The organism is Salimicrobium humidisoli, assembly GCF_002295105.1.
Lineage (GTDB): Bacteria > Bacillota > Bacilli > Bacillales > Halobacillaceae > Salimicrobium > Salimicrobium humidisoli.
In genome coordinates this window covers 17,532-34,481 of the sequence record NZ_NSGH01000020.1, presented here as the reverse complement: position 1 = coordinate 34,481, position 16,950 = coordinate 17,532, and the positions used below count along the sequence as shown (strand labels likewise).

At 51.5% G+C, this 16,950-nt stretch carries 15 protein-coding genes and 2 tRNA genes; 16 read left to right on the top strand and 1 reads right to left on the bottom strand.

Annotated features, from left to right (window positions below):
- The first annotated feature begins 48 nt into the window (after positions 1-48).
- From CKW00_RS11325 to tsaD, 7 genes are all read left to right on the top strand, one after another.
- Positions 49-125: transfer RNA gene (locus tag CKW00_RS11325), tRNA-Met, on the top strand.
- A gap of 6 nt (positions 126-131) precedes the next feature.
- Positions 132-208 (top strand) — tRNA-Asp (locus tag CKW00_RS11320).
- Between the two features lie 140 nt (positions 209-348).
- Positions 349-1,314, top strand: a complete 966-nt coding sequence (thiL, locus tag CKW00_RS11315) for a thiamine-phosphate kinase (protein ID WP_095822657.1) — start codon at positions 349-351, stop codon at positions 1,312-1,314.
- Between the two features lie 5 nt (positions 1,315-1,319).
- Positions 1,320-1,781: a tRNA (adenosine(37)-N6)-threonylcarbamoyltransferase complex ATPase subunit type 1 TsaE gene (gene tsaE / locus CKW00_RS11310; RefSeq protein ID WP_095822656.1), complete on the top strand. Its 462-nt coding sequence runs from the start codon at positions 1,320-1,322 to the stop codon at positions 1,779-1,781.
- Entirely contained in the window at positions 1,762-2,445 is a 684-nt protein-coding gene (tsaB, locus tag CKW00_RS11305) for a tRNA (adenosine(37)-N6)-threonylcarbamoyltransferase complex dimerization subunit type 1 TsaB (protein WP_095822655.1), read from the top strand. The genes tsaE and tsaB overlap by 20 nt, the downstream gene beginning before the upstream one ends.
- A 3-nt stretch (positions 2,446-2,448) precedes the next feature.
- Complete coding sequence (rimI, locus tag CKW00_RS11300) at positions 2,449-2,889, top strand: ribosomal protein S18-alanine N-acetyltransferase (RefSeq protein ID WP_095822654.1); 441 nt, start codon at positions 2,449-2,451, stop codon at positions 2,887-2,889.
- Positions 2,886-3,920, top strand: a complete 1,035-nt coding sequence (gene tsaD, locus CKW00_RS11295; RefSeq protein ID WP_095822653.1) for a tRNA (adenosine(37)-N6)-threonylcarbamoyltransferase complex transferase subunit TsaD — start codon at positions 2,886-2,888, stop codon at positions 3,918-3,920. Before rimI ends, tsaD begins: the two co-directional genes overlap by 4 nt.
- A 311-nt stretch (positions 3,921-4,231) precedes the next feature.
- Here the strand turns inward: tsaD and abc-f are convergent, their stop codons facing one another.
- A complete protein-coding gene (gene abc-f / locus CKW00_RS11290) occupies positions 4,232-6,166 on the bottom strand; it encodes a ribosomal protection-like ABC-F family protein (protein WP_095822652.1) in 1,935 nt (644 codons plus the stop codon).
- A gap of 130 nt (positions 6,167-6,296) precedes the next feature.
- Here abc-f and CKW00_RS11285 point away from each other — a divergent pair, with 130 nt between their 5' ends.
- The 9 genes from CKW00_RS11285 (at position 6,297) to CKW00_RS11245 (ending at position 16,921) form a co-directional block, all read left to right on the top strand.
- Positions 6,297-6,926 carry a redox-sensing transcriptional repressor Rex gene (locus tag CKW00_RS11285; protein WP_095822651.1) on the top strand — a complete coding sequence of 210 codons (630 nt, stop codon included), beginning with the start codon at positions 6,297-6,299 and terminating at the stop codon, positions 6,924-6,926.
- Positions 6,927-7,054: 128 nt separating this feature from the next.
- Entirely contained in the window at positions 7,055-8,443 is a 1,389-nt protein-coding gene (locus CKW00_RS11280; RefSeq protein WP_095822650.1) for an MDR family MFS transporter, read from the top strand.
- 249 nt (positions 8,444-8,692) lie between these two features.
- On the top strand, positions 8,693-9,478 hold the full coding sequence (locus tag CKW00_RS11275) for a 2-phosphosulfolactate phosphatase (protein WP_095822649.1): 786 nt from the start codon (positions 8,693-8,695) through the stop codon (positions 9,476-9,478).
- Positions 9,479-9,521: 43 nt separating this feature from the next.
- Entirely contained in the window at positions 9,522-11,171 is a 1,650-nt protein-coding gene (locus CKW00_RS11270) for a long-chain-fatty-acid--CoA ligase (RefSeq protein WP_095822648.1), read from the top strand.
- A gap of 52 nt (positions 11,172-11,223) precedes the next feature.
- Positions 11,224-12,189, top strand: coding sequence for a phosphotriesterase family protein (locus CKW00_RS11265; protein ID WP_095822647.1), 966 nt, complete (start codon positions 11,224-11,226; stop codon positions 12,187-12,189).
- A gap of 85 nt (positions 12,190-12,274) precedes the next feature.
- On the top strand, positions 12,275-13,162 hold the full coding sequence (locus CKW00_RS11260) for a 3-hydroxyacyl-CoA dehydrogenase family protein (RefSeq protein ID WP_095822646.1): 888 nt from the start codon (positions 12,275-12,277) through the stop codon (positions 13,160-13,162).
- Between the two features lie 64 nt (positions 13,163-13,226).
- On the top strand, positions 13,227-14,402 hold the full coding sequence (locus CKW00_RS11255; RefSeq protein ID WP_008590645.1) for an acyl-CoA dehydrogenase family protein: 1,176 nt from the start codon (positions 13,227-13,229) through the stop codon (positions 14,400-14,402).
- A gap of 27 nt (positions 14,403-14,429) precedes the next feature.
- Entirely contained in the window at positions 14,430-15,218 is a 789-nt protein-coding gene (locus CKW00_RS11250) for an enoyl-CoA hydratase/isomerase family protein (RefSeq protein ID WP_095822645.1), read from the top strand.
- Between the two features lie 53 nt (positions 15,219-15,271).
- The gene (locus tag CKW00_RS11245; RefSeq protein WP_008590641.1) at positions 15,272-16,921 is read left to right on the top strand and encodes a class I adenylate-forming enzyme family protein; all 1,650 of its coding nucleotides are present in this window, start codon (positions 15,272-15,274) and stop codon (positions 16,919-16,921) included.
- Positions 16,922-16,950 lie beyond the last annotated feature (29 nt).

Sequence of the window (16,950 nt, the reverse complement as noted above, 5' to 3'; positions counted from 1 at the left end):
GGTTACCCCCCGCAAGAGTAGGGCGCTGCCACATCGTTTTTTTATCAGCGCGGGATGGAGCAGTCTGGTAGCTCGTCGGGCTCATAACCCGGAGGTCGCAGGTTCAAATCCTGCTCCCGCAACCAATTTTTGGTCCGGTAGTTCAGTTGGTTAGAATGCCTGCCTGTCACGCAGGAGGTCGCGGGTTCGAGTCCCGTCCGGACCGCCATTTTTTTAAATAATTAAATGACTGTATATGCAAATGCCCCGGGCCCTGTGCCCGGGGTTTTTTACTGATTTTTTCTCTTTTTTACAGCTCCCTGTTATAATGAAACAATGATATAAACCTCAGAGGACGGGTGATCGGTGATGGAAGAATTTGAACTGATACGAAAAATTACTCCGGCATATTACAGGCAGCCTTCCGTAGTGAAAGGGGTAGGGGATGACGCTTTCGTCTTCCGTTCTTCGGAAGATATCGTATTCACCACCGATACGATGGTGGAGGAGGTCCATTTTTCCAGAAAAACGATGGATACTCACGCCGTCGGATACCGGGCACTGGCTGCGAACGTGTCGGATCTCGCCGCGATGGGAAGCCGTCCGGCATTTTACAGTGTCTCGCTGGTATTGACACCGGACTGGACGGATGAGGACATCATTGCCCTCTATGACGGTATGGAACAGCTTGCCGGTAAACATAATATGGACCTGGTCGGAGGCGATACGGTGAGCGGGTCACAGACAGTGGTCGCTATTACAGCTCACGGCTATCTCCCACCGGACAAAGGCCGTTACCGGTCTGATGCGGCGGACGGGGATGTAATCTTCGTCACCGGCACACTCGGAGACTCGCGCGGAGGGCTGGAAGAACTGATGAACCCCGGAGAATCGGTGTCCGACTATCTTATCGAACGCCATCGTTATCCGGAACCGAAAGCCGCATTTGCGGCCGGACTCACTTCTCTCTCCAGACTCTGTCTCAACGACGTCAGCGACGGGATAGCAAGCGAGGCGAACGAAATTGCAACGGCTTCCGGTATGAGGCTTCATCTTCAGAAAGAAAAGATTCCGGTGAGCGAGGAACTTAAGACCCGGTACCCGGACCAGGCGGGAGAATGGGCGCTCAGTGGCGGCGAGGACTTTGAACTGCTTGGAACGGTCGCACCTGGGGATAAAGAAGCACTTCTTGAAAGAGCCCGGGAACTGGATATCCGCCTTACATTCATCGGAACCGTGAGTGATTCAAACCTTCCGGAAGTGCTGCTTCACAGTTCGCATGGAACAGAAACGCTGCAGTCGACAGGCTATACTCATTTGAAGGAAAGAAGGTAACGGTTATGAAAATAACATCGAACAGCCCGGAAGCGACGGGCGGACTCGCTGCTTTTCTCGCGGGGAAACTTCAGCCCGGGGACGTGCTCACACTCGAAGGAGATCTCGGTGCCGGAAAAACGACGTTCACCAAGGCTCTCGGAGCAGCTCTCGGTGTGACAAAAACGATCAACAGTCCGACATTTACCATTATTAAAGAATACGCCGGGGATCTTCCTTTTTATCATATGGACGCTTACCGTCTGGAAGACACAGAGGAGGACCTCGGATTTGAGGAGTACTTTTTCGGCTCCGGCGTAACGGTAGTGGAGTGGGCTTCCTATATAGAAGATTTCTTACCCGAAGAGCGACTGGACATCAGAGTCAGTTTTGAAGGGGAGGACGCACGGTCCTTTTTCTTCACCCCGCGCTCTTCCCATTTTGAAACGATTTGTGAGGAGATAACCAATGAATATATTAGCGATTGATACTTCGAACTACGTGCTTGGAGTAGCGGTCATCAAAAACCGCGAAGTCGTGGGAGAATGGGTGACGAACGTGAAGAAGAATCACTCCGTCCGGCTTATGCCTGCAATTAACCAGATGATGAGGGAAACGGAGACGTCTCCGGAGGAACTGGATCAGATTGCCGTTGCGCACGGGCCCGGGTCTTTCACCGGCGTACGGATCGGGATGGCTACGGCTAAATCGATGGCTTTCGCTCTCGACATTCCGGTCGTCGGTGTTTCCAGCCTTGAAGTGCTGGCGAGGCAGGGAATCTTTTTCAAAGGGCTTATCTGCCCGTTCTTTGATGCCAGACGGGGCCGTGTGTACACGGGACTTTATGATGAAGAGATGAACGTAGTGATGGAAGAAGAGAACATAGATATGAAGACGTGGCTTGAACGGCTGCACGACATGAAACAGCCCGTTCTTTTCATCAGTCAGGACGAATCTGCTTTTCGTGAAATGATCGAACAGGAACTCGGAGACCGTGCCGTGTTTCCGGGAGCGGCCCACCGCTATGCGAGACCGTCGTATCTGGCGCTGTCGGCCATGAAAAAACCGGCCTCGTCGCTCCATACGCTTATGCCCAACTACCTGCGCCTGCCGGAAGCTGAACAGAAATGGCTCAGACAAAAGGAGAAGTAGCAGGTGGGTGGCGTCAGAAGAATGACGACGGAGGACATAAGCCAGGTGATGCAGGTGGAACGGGCGACGTTTCCGGACCCGTGGCCGGAAGAGACGTTTCTGGAAGAGATAGAATACAATCCTTATGCCGTATACTTCCTTATAGAGGATAAGGGAAAAGTCATCGGCTACTGCGGGATATGGCTCGTTTATGAAGAAGCACACATTACGAACCTGGCCATCCATCCGGAGTCCCGCGGGAAGAGATATGGGCAGAGACTGTTTGCGGAAGTCATGGCACGCGCGAAAGAGGCGGGAATCCTTCAAATTACGCTTGAAGTGCGCGTGACGAACACTACTGCTCAACATATGTACCGCCGCTTCGGTTTTAAACCGGGCGCAATAAAAAAAAGCTATTACCCGGATAACGGGGAAGATGCTTTAGTTATGTGGGTGAAATTATGAATAACGATCAGTATTTGCTGGCTATTGAAACAAGCTGTGACGAAACGGCGGTAGCCGTCATCAAAAATGAAACGGAACTCGTGGCAAACGTGGTGGCTTCACAAATTGAAAGTCATAAACGTTTCGGCGGGGTCGTCCCCGAAATCGCTTCAAGGCATCATATTGAACAGATTACGGTTACCCTCGAGGAGGCACTGCAGGAGGCCGGAATGACACTTGATGATATGGATGCGATCGGGGTGACGGAAGGCCCGGGTCTCGTGGGAGCGCTTCTCGTCGGAGTGAACGCGGCCAAAGGCATTGCTTTCGCCAGACAGAAGCCGCTCGTCGGCGTCCATCATATCGCCGGTCATATTTACGCGAGCAGGCTTGAGAAAGAGTTCGAATTTCCTCTGCTTGCACTCGTCGTATCCGGGGGCCATACCGAACTCGTCCTTATGAAAGGACATAATAACTTCGAAGTGATCGGTGAAACGAGAGACGACGCTGCCGGGGAAGCGTATGACAAAGTGGCCCGTCTTTTGAAGCTCCCTTATCCCGGGGGTCCTGAGATCGACAAATTGGCAGCTGCCGGAGAGCCGGTCATCGATTTCCCGAGAGCCTGGCTGGAAGAGGGATCTTTCGATTTCAGTTTCAGCGGCCTAAAGTCTGCGGTAACTAACAAGCTTCACAATGCAGGCCAGAAAGGCGAGGAATTCCGACCGGAGGATGTAGCGGCGAGCTTTCAGGAAAGCGTGGTGGAAGTGTTATCCACAAAAACGAAAAAAGCAGCCGAAGCCTACGGAGTGAAACAGGTGATCGTAGCCGGAGGGGTGGCTGCCAACAGCGGCCTCCGCGCACGGCTTTTGGAAACCTTCCGGGAAACCGATCAGGAACTGCTCATCCCTCCGCTGAAGTTCTGTACGGATAATGCGGCGATGATCGCTGCGGCCGGGGCTGTAGCTTACAGACAGGGGCACCGGGCCGGCTGGGATCTGAACGCTCATCCGGGACTGGATCTTGAGGAATACGGGAAAAGAAGAAGGAACTGAGGAAAACCGTCTGCCTGCAGAGACACTACGTTTCTGCAGGTTTTTTTTCATACAAGGAGCTATAAACTGCACACTTATACACAGGGTTGTGCAGGAAGTGTGGATGAATGAAGTGGAAAACCGTAAAAACGGGAATGAGGTCGTGGATAAAAAATGTGGGTAACTGTCGTTTTTTCTGTGGATAGTGTTGATAAACCTGTTGAAAACTGATATAAATACTGTTTATCTGTGGATAACGTTCGGGATAAAGTTTTTCGTAAATGAAAGCACCTGTTGAGAATCATTCAGGAATTCTCCCCAGGTGCCTGTTTTTATTCTTCGATCTGCAATTCTTCCCATTCTTCCATGAGTGCTTCAATTTGCTGCTCCGCCTGCCTGTTTTCTTCCGTCAGTTCTCCCGATTTCTCGGGATCCTGATATACTTCGGGTTTGCAGAGCTCGTCATCGTTGTCCGAGATTTTCTGTTCCCGGCTCTCGATTTCGGTTTCAATCTCTTCAATACGGCGGAGACGCTTCCGTTCTTCCCGTTTAGCGGCTTTGTCTTCCTGGAAGGAGCGTTTCCCTTCCGTGGGAGCAGCTGCTTCCGGCTTCCCTTTCTCTCTTTCTTCAATCGCCTTCAGTTCTGCTTCCTCGCGTTTTTTCTCCTGATAGTAGTCATAGTCTCCGAGGAACGTGCGCGTCTCTTCCGGCTGCATCTCCACGATCTGCGTGGCGATTTTGTTGATGAAATAACGGTCGTGGGAGACGAAGATAAGCGTTCCGGGATAATCGACGAGAGCGGCTTCGAGGACCTCTTTACTGTCGAGATCCAGGTGGTTCGTCGGCTCGTCGAGAATGAGCAGGTTCGCTTTCTGCATCATAAGCTTTGCAAGAGACAGTCGTGCTTTCTCCCCACCGCTAAGAGCGGATACGGGTTTCAGCACGTCCTCTCCGGTGAACAGGAAGTTCCCGAGGATGGTGCGGATATCTTTCTCATCTTCCATCGGGTAGTCGTCCCACAGTTCATGGAGCACCATCTTCTTCCGGTTCAGCTCGCTCTGTTCCTGATCATAGTAGCCGATCTGCACGTTCGCACCGAGCATGATGTCGCCGTGGCTCGGAGCAAGTTTTTCCGTGAGCAGTTTAAGAAGCGTCGACTTTCCGACGCCGTTCGGGCCGATCAGAGCGATGGAATCCCCGCGGGAGACGTCCAGACTCACGTCCCGGAACAGATAATCGCTGTCCGGATAACCGAAACCGAGATTGTCCGTTTTCAATACATCATTTCCGCTCCGCCTGTCGATCTGGAAAGTGAACTTCGCCGATTTCGCGTCATCTTTCGGCTTTTCGACTTTTTCCATCTTCTCGAGCTGTTTCCGCCGGCTCTGAGCCCGCTTACTGGTCGTCGCCCGGACGATATTTTTCTGAATGAAATCTTCCATCTTTTTGATTTCACCCTGCTGTTTCTCGTACTGCTTCATTTCCTGTTCGAAGTCTGCTTCCTTCTGCTTCAGGTAGTCGCTGTAGTTGCCGGTGTATTTCTTCACCCGCTGCAGGGCGACTTCGTATACAGTGTTTACGATTTTATCGAGAAAATAACGGTCGTGGGAGACGATGACGACAGCACCCGGGTAGGAGGATAAATAACTCTCCAGCCACGTGAGCGTGTCGATATCCAGGTGGTTCGTCGGCTCGTCCAGAATGAGGACGTCCGGTTTCGTCAGCAGGTGTTTTCCGAGTGCCAGTCTCGTCTTCTGCCCGCCGCTCAGCGTAGTGATCGGCTGGTCCCACATGGACTCGGGGAAGCTGAGCCCCTGCAGTACGGCTTTCATGTCCGCTTCGTACCGGTACCCTCCGGCCATCTGGAATTCGTTCTGCCTGCGGTCGTATTCTTCGAGAAAGTCCTGGTACTCCTCCGGAGAAGCGAAATGATCCGGGTCCGCCATCTCACTTTCCATTTTTCTCAGCTTATGTTCCATATTCTTCAGATGCTCGAAAACGCGGGAGAACTCCTCCCAGATCGTTCCGTTCGACTCGAGTCCGCTATGCTGCTCGAGATAGCCGACACTTGTCTCCTTGGACTGGAAAATGTTCCCCTCTTCATATCCCATCTCTCCGGCCATCACTTTAAGCAGGGTGGATTTCCCCGCTCCGTTCCGTCCGACGATGGCGATGCGATCGTTTGTTTGTACTTCCAAATCGATATCGGATAAAATTAACTCAGCTCCGAAACGCTTCGTTAATTGATTCAGCTGCATTAATATCATAATTTTTTCACCTCGACTTATTCAGTGTATCTCATACAAAGCAGAAGGGGCAACAAAAGGTGCTAACTTTGTGAAATTCATCACGTTTTTTGATAAACTATTATAGTAGGAGAAAGAAGGAGGAGGAGACATGGGTGATGAAATGAAGATTCCCCAGGCTACGGCGAAACGCCTGCCTTTATATTACCGGTTCATTAATAACTTATACTTACAGGGGAAACTGCGGGTCTCTTCGAAGGAACTGAGTGACGCGGTCAAAGTGGACTCTGCGACGATACGCCGGGATTTCTCCTATTTCGGAGCACTCGGCAAAAAAGGTTACGGCTACAATGTGGAACATCTGCTGCAGTTTTTCAGAAGAACGCTCGATCAGGATGAGACGACCGAAGTCGCGCTGATCGGGGTCGGGAATCTCGGAACGGCATTTCTGAACTACAACTTCATGAAAAACAATAACACGAAGATAGTAGTCGCTTTCGATGCGAACGACGGGCTCGTCGGTACGGAAATCGGCGGTGTTCCGGTCGCCCATATCGATGACCTGGAAGAAAAGATGGGGAACGTGTCGGTGGCCATTCTGACCGTCCCGTCCCAGGCGGCACAGGGGATTACGGACCGCCTGGTGGAGCGGGGCGTGTCCGGGATTCTGAATTTCACACCGGCGCGCATTTCCGTTCCTCCTACCGTACGCGTGCATCACATCGATCTGTCTGTCGAACTGCAGTCACTTGCTTATTTTCTGAAGCATTATCCGCTGTAACCAACCACTCCATTGAGAGGTCCGGGGCTTCCCCGGGCTTTTTCTTATCGTTTCTCGGAAGAGTTTCTTTTCGTGAAACGCAGGGTATAGTCAATAATAATTCGATATTCGAAAGGTCAGGATAAACTATGGCGAAAATACCTGAAAAATGGCTGGTCGTCGTCTCCGTATTATTCGGAACGTTCACCGTCATTTTGAACAATAGTATGTTGAATCCGGTTCTGCCGCGATTCATCGAAATATTCGATACGACCGCAGTGGGAGCCGGGTGGATATTGACGATTTTCATGGTGTCGATGGGTATGACGATGCCGCTCACCGGCTACTTCGGAGACCGGTTCGGGAAGAAGAAGGTCTACCTCGTCGGTCTCACCCTGTTCCTTATCGGGTCCACGTCCGGTTTCTTCAGCAGCTCCCTCGGCATGGTCATCGCCTCCCGGGCGATCCAGGGCTCTGCCGGGGGTCTTATGATGCCGATTGCGATGGCGCTTATATTCAACTCGTTCCCGAGAAACGAACGGGGACTGGCCGTCGGAATTTACGGCGTTGCGGCCATGGTGGCGCCGGCGATCGGACCTACCGTCGGCGGACTGCTCATCCAGGTGCTGGACTGGCCGTGGCTGTTTGCGGTGAATATACCGTTCGGTCTCATCGGGCTTCTATTGTCCGTGAAGTTTCTGGAACAGACCGAGAGCGATCCGGAGAAGCGGTTCGATCTCATCGGATTTCTGCTCGTCACTTCCGGGATCGGTGCGATCCTGTTCGCTCTCGGGCGGGGGCGTACGCCTGAGATTCTTTTTGAGCCGCTGAATCTGGGTATGATTATAACCGGTCTGGTGCTGATTTTCGTATTCGTCCGTTATGAAATCCGTCAGGAACAGCCGCTTCTGAATCTGTCGGTATTCAAAGTGCCGACGTACGCCATATCGATACTGATCACCTCGTCGGCTTCCATCGGTCTCTTCTCGGGTATTTTTCTGCTGCCGCTTCTTATCCAGAACGTGTACGGCCTGAACGAAGTATGGACGGGGATTCTGTTCTTACCGTCCGCCGCTATGAGCGGGGTGTTCATGTCCCTCGGCGGCAGAGTGCTTGATAAAAAAGGCCCAAGATACGTGCTTCCTCCGGGTCTTGCGATCATGGGGATTTCAACCATCGGACTCGGAATGCTCGAGACGTCCAGTCCGTTCTGGTGGATCCTTCTGCTGAATGCGATCCGCGGAGCCGGAATGGGCATGAGTAACATGCCTGCGACGACGACCGGGATGAACGCCATCCCTGATGAATACGTTGCCCAGGGGTCCGCCATGAACAACATTATCCGGCAGATCGCCTCTTCGCTCGGTATCGTTTTCTTCTCGATCTACTACGAAGTGCGCCGGGCCCAGATTGCGGTCGGTACGAACATGCAGGAAGCGACGCTGCAGACGCTGAATGAAGCGTTCCTCGTATCTTCTGCCGTATTGTTCATCGCCCTTCCGTTCGCATTCTTCATGAAAGGCGTGCAGGACGATTAAGAATATATCCCTGTATAAGATGATTTCGCCAGTGCGGCGGGGTCATCTTATTTTTTTAGGTAAGAGACTTCCAAAATCAGTTTTCGAATGGTGACTTTTAACTTGAAAAACTTCAATATTCTGTTACAATTATCTTAATATTTTGAACATACTAACCAGTAGGTATGATGCAGATAACATCTATACGGACGCGCCCGGACCTTCCGGGTAAAGGGGCAATAAATAATAGCGAAGGCGTGGGATACAACAATGAAAATCCATCTGCTGTGGAAAAAGGAGGAAATCGAGGAACGTCACATAAATGAAGACAAAATCGCCGTCGTATTCGACGTACTGCTCGCAACCTCGACGATAGCTTCGTGTCTTGCCGCCGGAGCCAGGGAAATCATTCCCGTACTGAATACTACCGAAGCATTACGCACAAAGGAAAAGCTGAGCGCCGGCACGGAGGAGGTACTGCTTGCCGGAGAGACGGACGGTCTTCCGGTGGAGGGTTTCATAAATCCGGTCCCCTCCATTTTGAACAGACGGGCTTCCGGAAAGACCGTCATTTTATCAACGACGAACGGCACAGTCGCAATCCGGAAGGCCGCATCCGCAAAGAAAGTATACACCGCCTCTCTTCTGAACGGGGAGGCGGTAGGGAAGCGGATTGCCGGTACGCATGAAGGTGAAACCGTCGTGGCGATCTGTTCCGGATCGAGGAATAATTTCTGCATGGAAGATTATTACGGCGCCGGTTATTTCATCCACTGCCTTATGAGAGAGACGGACGACCCCGAATTGACGGACAGTGCCAGGTCGGCACAATTATTTTATGAAAACATGAAAGAGGAAGCTGTGAGCGTACTGACCCGATCCAGTGTCGGACGAATGCTGTCGGATTACGGATTTTATGAAGATGTCGCCTACGTCAGTCAGCGCGGGATCATGGACGTTGTCCCACGGCTGAACGGGGCGGGGACTGTCCTGATGGACGAAAGGGATAGCGCTTCGGAACACGGCCCGGCTGAAACACAGAGGTACCATCTGTAAGCCGGGAAAATCATGAATGCAAAACGGAAAGGAGTCATGTTATATGAACACGGAGCACTTTCAATTTTGGCCGGCACGTCTGCCGAAAACGTTAACCCTTCCCGAGACGACTCTGTACGATAATTTGGTGCTGTCTGCGAAAAAGTATCCGACGAAGACGGCCATCAATTATTACGGCGGTACGCTGACGTATCGGAGTCTTACCGATGAAGTGGAGCGGCTCGCGGGGTATCTCGAGAACGAACTGGGTGTGGAACAGAACGATAAACTGCTTTTGTACATGCAGAATTCCCCCCAGTTTGTCATAAGTTTCTTCGCCATTCTGCGTCTGCGGGCGACAGTCGTTCCGGCTAACCCGATGAGCACGACGGAGGACCTCGCCTTTTACGTAAAAGACTGTGATATACGGCACGTACTGACGGGGGAGGAATTGTACAGTAAGGCAAAACCGTTGAAAGAAACGACTTCTGTAGACAATATCATTGTCGCTTCCTACGCGGATTACATCGACCGGGAGAAGGCGCCTGCAGACATACCGGATGCCGTGCTTGGTACGGGTGAGCCGTTCACGGAAGAAATACCGTGGGAAAAGGCGCTTGCTAATACGAAGGACCCCTCTCCTTACAACGGTGCCGGGGCAGATGTCGCTATGATTCCTTATACCTCGGGGACGACCGGCCTGCCGAAGGGGTGCGTGCATACGAACGACACTGTGCAGGCGAATACATATGGTGCCGCCGCCTGGATGAGCATGGTGGCGGACACGGTTACGCTGACGACGCTGCCTCTGTTTCACGTCACCGGGCTGGTGCACAGCGCACTCGCCCCTGTCGCCTCCGGCAGTACGATGATCATGCTGACGCGCTGGGACCGGGATTACGCGGCGAAAGCGATTGAAGCATATGGATGCACCCACTGGATCAACATCAGCACTATGCTTATCGATTTTCTTGCAAATCCTGCTCTTGAAAACTATGACATTTCCTCACTGGAAGTCATTGGCGGCGGCGGGGCCCCGCTCCCCGCGGCGGTAGGTGAACAGCTGTATGAGCGCACCGGTCTCCGGTACGTGGAAGGTTACGGACTGTCGGAAACGATTTCCCATACGCACTTCAATCCGCCCGATCGTCCGAAAATGCAGTGTCTCGGCATTCCTTCCTTCGATGTCGATGCACGGGTGATCGACGTGGCCACGGGAGAGGAAGTTGCGGGTCATGAGGAAGGAGAACTCGTCGTAAACGGTCCTCAAGTGTTCAAAGGGTATCACAATCGCGAGGAAGAGAACGAGCAGTCCCACATCGAACTGGACAGGAAAACTTTTTTCCGGACCGGAGATATTGTAAAGATGGATGAAGAAGGATATTTCTTCATAGTCGATCGTCTGAAGCGCATGATCAATGCTGCCGGTTTTAAAGTATGGCCGACGGAAGTGGAGTCTATTCTGTACAAACACCCCTCCATCCATCAGGCATGCGTAGTGAGTGAGCCTGACGAGAAGCGCGGAGAGACGGTGAAAGCTTTCGTCATTCTGAATGATCATGCCGAAGAAGGTATCAAAGAAGAGGATATCATCGAGTGGTCCAAAAACCATATGGCCGCCTATAAATATCCCCGTATCGTGGAGTTCAGGGACAGCTTTCCGATGACGAGCAGCGGTAAGATTCTCTGGAGGAAACTGCAGGAGAACGAATGAAGTTTCATCAGCCGGTATTACGTATGAAAAATCATAATGGGAGCTGATATAGATGGGGGATTGGATCAACACAGTTACAGGCAGGATTGCAGTGGAAGATATGGGAAAGACGTTAATCCATGAGCATTTTCTATTCGGGTACCCCGGTTTCAGCGGGGATGTGACATTAGGACCTTTTAACAAAGAAGAGGCGTTGGAAAAGGGGATAGAAGCAGCAAATGCAGTTCAGGAGTTCGGTGTGCGCACCGTTGTCGATCCGACACCGAACGAGTGTGGGAGAAACCCGGAGGTGTTAAGAGAAATTTCGGAAGCTACCGGTCTGCAGATCGTGTGTGCTACCGGATTTTACTACGAAGCGGAAGGAGCTCCGGCTTACTTTAAATTCCGTCAGGGACTCGGAACAGCTGAAAAAGATATATATGACATGTTTATGAAAGAAATAAACGATGGTATCGCCGGTACGGATATCCGTCCGGGAATCATTAAGTTAGCCTCCAGCAAAGATCAGATTACGCCGTATGAACAAATGTTTTTCGACGTCGCCGTTAAAGTTCAAAAAGAAACCGGAATTATGTTTTTGACTCACACCCAGGAAGGGACGATGGGGATCAAACAGGCTCGGATGCTGACAGAAGCCGGAGTCGACCCTTCGGACATTGTGATCGGTCATATGTGCGGAAATACAGACATCGACTATCACGTAGAAACGTTGAAGACAGGAGTGACGATCGGGTTTGACCGGTTCGGGATCCAGGGGTTGGTCGGGGCTCCGATGGATGAAGAACGTGTGGAGACTCTGGTGAAATTGTTGGAACTAGGATATGAAAAACAGATTATGCTTTCCCATGACTCGATCAACTATTGGATGGGACGGGATCCAGTGATGAGTGAGCAGGTAGCGGAACTCGTTAAAAATTGGCATCCAACCCACCTGTTTGAAAATATTATCCCTATGCTCAAGGAAAGGGAAATAGCAGACAGTGTAATCGAGGAGTTGTTCCACCTGCGAAGCAATTAGTATATAAGCGGAAATAATGTAAGCGTTATCTTTTGAAGTGTAAATCAGACATAGTGAACAGTCAGTTAATAGGGAGGAATTTTATATGGAAACGAACAGTATTCAAAACGTAGCCGTCCTCGGCGCCGGGTCGATGGGGCAGCAGATAGCCATGCTCTCTGCTCTTGGAGGGTTCACGACGTATCTGCAGGACATTAATGGAGAATCACTCTCTAAAGCCGGACAGTCGCTTGAAGCACGCATGGACGACTGGGTGAAAAAAGAAAAGATTTCCGGGGAAATAAAACAGGCCGCCTTCGACAAACTCCACATGACCACAGATCTGAAAGAAGCGGTCCAGAGTGCGGATATAGTGATTGAAGCAGTAGTGGAAAAATTGGATGTGAAGCAGGAAGTATTTGCGGAACTGGATAAATTGGCCTCGAAAGAAGCCATTCTGGCGACGAACAGCTCCTCGATCGTAAACTCCAAAATTGCCGAGGTGACGGAGCGGCCCGACAAAGTCGTCAATATGCATTTCTTCTTTCCGCCGCTCGTCATGGACTGTGTAGAAGTGGTGAAAAGCGATCAGACATCGGAGGAAACCGCCAACGCGGCTGTGAAATTTTGTGAACAGCTCGGACGGACGGCCGTTCTGCTGGAGAAAGAAATTTACGGCTTTATCGCCAACCGTCTGTTGTTCGCCATTTCAAACGAGGCGCTCTACTTATACGAAAACGGCTACGCCGATTTTGAAGATATCGATATTATTACGAAGAAAGCACTCGGCCATCCGCTCGGCCCGTTCGAACTGATGGATTTATCAGGAATCGACGTCGGCTATTATGCGAACAAGCAGCTGTATGAGGAAACAGGGGATCCGAAAGACAAACCGGCCAAATCGGTGGAAGAAAAAGTGAAAGCGGGGAATCTCGGGCGAAAGACCGGTAAAGGCTGGTACGAGTATTCCGGAAACAAAAAAGTGAAGAAATAAAAGGCGCGACCTGTGCACCGGTATAGAACCGGGGTACGGAAACTGACCCAGAGGAGTGGATGGAATGCATTTACGTTTGACGGAAGAACAGAAAATGGTCCAGGCGACAATCCGTAGGTTCGTGGAAAGAGAGCTCATGCCGCTTGAGAACGAAGTGCTGCGGAACGAACGGGCCGGAAAACCGAGCCTTCCCCCTGAAAAAATGGAAGAGCTTCAGGCCAAAGCGAAGGAAGCCGGATTCTGGGGCATCAATACTCCGAGTGAATACGGAGGTGCTGATATCGGACAGATGATGCTTGCGATCGTACTGATGGAAGTGTCGAAGACTTTCGTACCGTTCCAGTTCGGGGGCTTTGCGGACAACATTCTGTACTACGGAAACGAAGAGCAGAAAGAGAAGTATTTGATTCCCACCATCAACGGCGAGAAGAAATCCTGTTTCGCGATGACCGAACCGGGTGCCGGTTCCGATACGCAGAACATACGGACGACTGCGGTGAAAGACGGCGATGAGTGGATCATCAACGGAGAAAAAACGTTCATTACCGGCGGCAACGAAGCGGATTTCGTCATGGTGATCGCTCTTACCGATAAAGAGAAACACAAAAAGTCAGGCAGGGACGGCGTGACGTGTTTCATCGCGGAAAGGGAGATGGGTTGGACCTCGGAGTACATCGACACGATGGGCGAATGGGGGCCGGCCAGCCTCGTCTTCGACAACGTCCGGGTACCGGAGGAGAATATTTTAGGCGAAGTGGACGGAGGATATGAACTCGGTCTTGAGTGGATCGGCTTCGCCAGGTGGGTAGTCGGAGCCACGGCGGTGGGCGCTTCCGAACGTCTGCTGCAGATGGCAATCGATTATTCGAAGGAACGGGAAACGTTCGGCCGGCCGATTGCCGACAGACAGGCAATACAGTGGCAGATCGCCGATTCGGCCGTGGAAATAGAAGCCGCGAAATGGCTCGTGCTGAACGCCGCCTTTACGCTGGACGAAGGGGAGGACAACCGGCATCAGGCGTCCATGGCCAAACTGTATGGCTCCAACATGGGCAACCGGGTCGTGGACCGCGTCCTGCAGATCCATGGTGGCATGGGCTATACGAGGGAACTGCCGATTGAACGATGGTACCGCGAAGCGCGCTTATGGAGAATTTACGACGGCACCGACGAAATCCAGCGGCTGATCATCTCCCGCAACCTGTTGAAAGGGAACGTGAAAGTCGGGCAGTCTATATAAAATGAAAAAATAGAAGGGGGAAGAACTATGACGATAGAAGGAAATGAACACGTACTGGCAGAGACGAAGGAAGGAGTGCTGTACCTTACCATGAATCGTCCGGACAGTTTGAACGCCTTCAGTCCGACGATGATGCAGGGGCTGAAAGAAGCACTCGGGAAGGCTCAGGACGACGCGGACGTACGCACGGTCGTTCTCTCCGGAGCGGGACGAGCGTTCAGTGCCGGCGGGGACGTCAAAACGATGGGAGATAACGCACCTCTCGATATCTATGAGCACATAGGGGAACTGAACGAGTTGATTCTTACCATGAAAGATCTGGACAAACCGATCGTTGCGGCAGTCCACGGCTTTGCTGCGGGCGCCGGGTTCAACCTGGCCCTCGCCTGCGACATCATTCTCGCTGCCGAGGACACCAATTTCATTCTGAGCTTCTCAAAAGTAGGACTGGTCTCCGACGGAGGAGGCCATTACTTCCTCTCGAAGCTCATCGGGCCCTACCGCACGAAGGAACTCCTCTTCAGTGCCGAACCCGTGTCCGTAACGAAAGCCCAGGAGCTCGGCATCGTCAATCATGTGTATCGGCAGGAAGAGATGCAGCAGAAGGTGCATGAATTCGCGGTGAAGCTGGCATCCGGTCCTGCGGTGGCCTACGGCTTCATGAAGAAAATCGTCGATCAGGCGCTTGATGCCGATCTGGCAACGATTCTCGAACGGGAACGGACCACACAGGCTACGATGGTATCGACGGAGGATCATAAAGAAGGGGTGCAGGCGTTTAAAGAAAAGCGGACACCGAAATTCAAAGGAAATTGAGTCCCCGTGTGGAGCGGGACAATAACGGGTCACTATACCAGGGAGGTTAAGTAATGGAAGAAGTGTTGAGGAAGAATTGGCCTGAAGGACTTTCGAAGAAACTGGAATATCGTTCAGGCGAACGACCCCTGCATGAATACCTGATTCAGAATGCCGAAGAAATGCCCGAGGAACCTGCGTATATATACTATGGAAACACGATTACATGGAAAGACTTAGAATATGACACTCGTCGTTTTGCGGGCTTTCTTAAAAGCAAAGGGATAGCTAAAGGAGAATGCGTCGGGGTATTTATGCAAAATTGCCCGCAGTACCTTATTACCCATTATGCCGCCCAAATGCTTGGAACCGTCGTTGTGCCCCTGAACCCGATGTATAAAGAAAGTGAACTGGAGTACTTCATCAACGAAGCCGGTATCAAAGCAATCGTCTCAGGCGATGAACTGTATCAGCGGATTGAGAACGTGAGCGATACTACACCTTCTTTGCAGTTTTCAATCACGACCAATTACGCAGATTATCTCCCGGACTCGCCGACGCTTCCTGTACCGGCTGAATTATTAATGGAAAAAAACATCGGAACGGCTTATGACATGAAGGAAGTGACTGAAACGGCCGAACCTCTTCCCGAGACCGAGCCGATCGATATTTGGAATGACGTAGGGCTTATGGTGTTCACTTCGGGAACCACAGGCCGACCTAAAGCAGCCCTGCTCACCTACGGGAATGCGTTATTCAAAACAGCCGCTACGGCTCAAGGCTACCGACTGGAACAGGAGGACAGGACGCTGGCTTCGGCCCCGTTAAGTCATATTGCGGGCATGGTCATGGGAGTGAATATCCCGGTCTACAGTGCGCTCCAGAGCGTTCTGCTTACCCGTTTCGAGCCGGAAGCGGCCATCCAGGCCATCGAGAAATACAAAATCAACAAATTGTATACGATTGCGATGATGAATGCCGCTATTTTAAACTACCCGGATATCGAAAAAAGAGATTTGAACTCTCTTGAACTTAATTTCGCCACCAGTTTCGGAATGCAGGTGGATGAATCGTTAGCGGAAAAATGGAAGCGTATCACAGAAGGATGCATCCTGCTTGAGGCTTCGTACGGGTTAAGCGAAACGCATACGTGTGATACGTTCATGCCGATTGAACATATTAAATTCGGCACGTGCGGCATCGCCACATATGATACGTCGTTCCGGATTGTGGACACGGAAACCGGGGAAGACCTGCCGCCGGGGGAACAGGGAGAAATCGCGGTTAAAAACCCGGGCGTATTCAAAGGGTACCTTAACCGGCCCGAGGAGACGGACGAAACCCTCCGGGAAGGGTGGGTATTCACGGGGGACATCGGAAAGATCGACGAGGATGGTTATTTATACTTTATCGGCCGGGTGAAAGAAATGATTAAATCCTCAGGATTCAGTGTGTTCCCGGGAGACGTGGAAGCGATGATGAGTGAGCACGAAGCGGTGGCTCAGGTTGCGTGTGTCGGAGTCCCGGACGCTGAGAAAGGAGAGGTTGTGAAAGCGTTCGTCGTGCTGAACCCTTCATACGAAACCTCGATCAGTGAAAAAGAATTAGTGGAGTGGGCCAGAGATAAAATGGCGGCTTACAAATATCCGAGAGCAATTGAATTCATTGAGGAAATGCCGTCTACCAGCTCAGGGAAAGTGCTGCGAAGATTTCTGAAAGAGTAAAAATTGTAGGATGACCGAACCAACATAGC

Excerpts from the sequence above, each read along its gene's own strand:
- CKW00_RS11260 (WP_095822646.1), top strand. The coding sequence starts at position 12,275 with ATGGAAACGAACAGTATTCAAAACGTAGCCGTCCTCGGCGCCGGGTCG.
- CKW00_RS11250 (WP_095822645.1), top strand. The coding sequence starts at position 14,430 with ATGACGATAGAAGGAAATGAACACGTACTGGCAGAGACGAAGGAAGGA.
- tsaE (WP_095822656.1), top strand. The coding sequence starts at position 1,320 with ATGAAAATAACATCGAACAGCCCGGAAGCGACGGGCGGACTCGCTGCT.
- CKW00_RS11255 (WP_008590645.1), top strand. The coding sequence starts at position 13,227 with ATGCATTTACGTTTGACGGAAGAACAGAAAATGGTCCAGGCGACAATC.
- CKW00_RS11275 (WP_095822649.1), top strand. The coding sequence starts at position 8,693 with ATGAAAATCCATCTGCTGTGGAAAAAGGAGGAAATCGAGGAACGTCAC.
- abc-f (WP_095822652.1), bottom strand. The coding sequence starts at position 6,166 with ATGATATTAATGCAGCTGAATCAATTAACGAAGCGTTTCGGAGCTGAG.
- CKW00_RS11280 (WP_095822650.1), top strand. The coding sequence starts at position 7,055 with ATGGCGAAAATACCTGAAAAATGGCTGGTCGTCGTCTCCGTATTATTC.
- tsaB (WP_095822655.1), top strand. The coding sequence starts at position 1,762 with ATGAATATATTAGCGATTGATACTTCGAACTACGTGCTTGGAGTAGCG.
- CKW00_RS11285 (WP_095822651.1), top strand. The coding sequence starts at position 6,297 with ATGGGTGATGAAATGAAGATTCCCCAGGCTACGGCGAAACGCCTGCCT.
- thiL (WP_095822657.1), top strand. The coding sequence starts at position 349 with ATGGAAGAATTTGAACTGATACGAAAAATTACTCCGGCATATTACAGG.
- CKW00_RS11265 (WP_095822647.1), top strand. The coding sequence starts at position 11,224 with ATGGGGGATTGGATCAACACAGTTACAGGCAGGATTGCAGTGGAAGAT.
- tsaD (WP_095822653.1), top strand. The coding sequence starts at position 2,886 with ATGAATAACGATCAGTATTTGCTGGCTATTGAAACAAGCTGTGACGAA.
- CKW00_RS11245 (WP_008590641.1), top strand. The coding sequence starts at position 15,272 with ATGGAAGAAGTGTTGAGGAAGAATTGGCCTGAAGGACTTTCGAAGAAA.
- CKW00_RS11270 (WP_095822648.1), top strand. The coding sequence starts at position 9,522 with ATGAACACGGAGCACTTTCAATTTTGGCCGGCACGTCTGCCGAAAACG.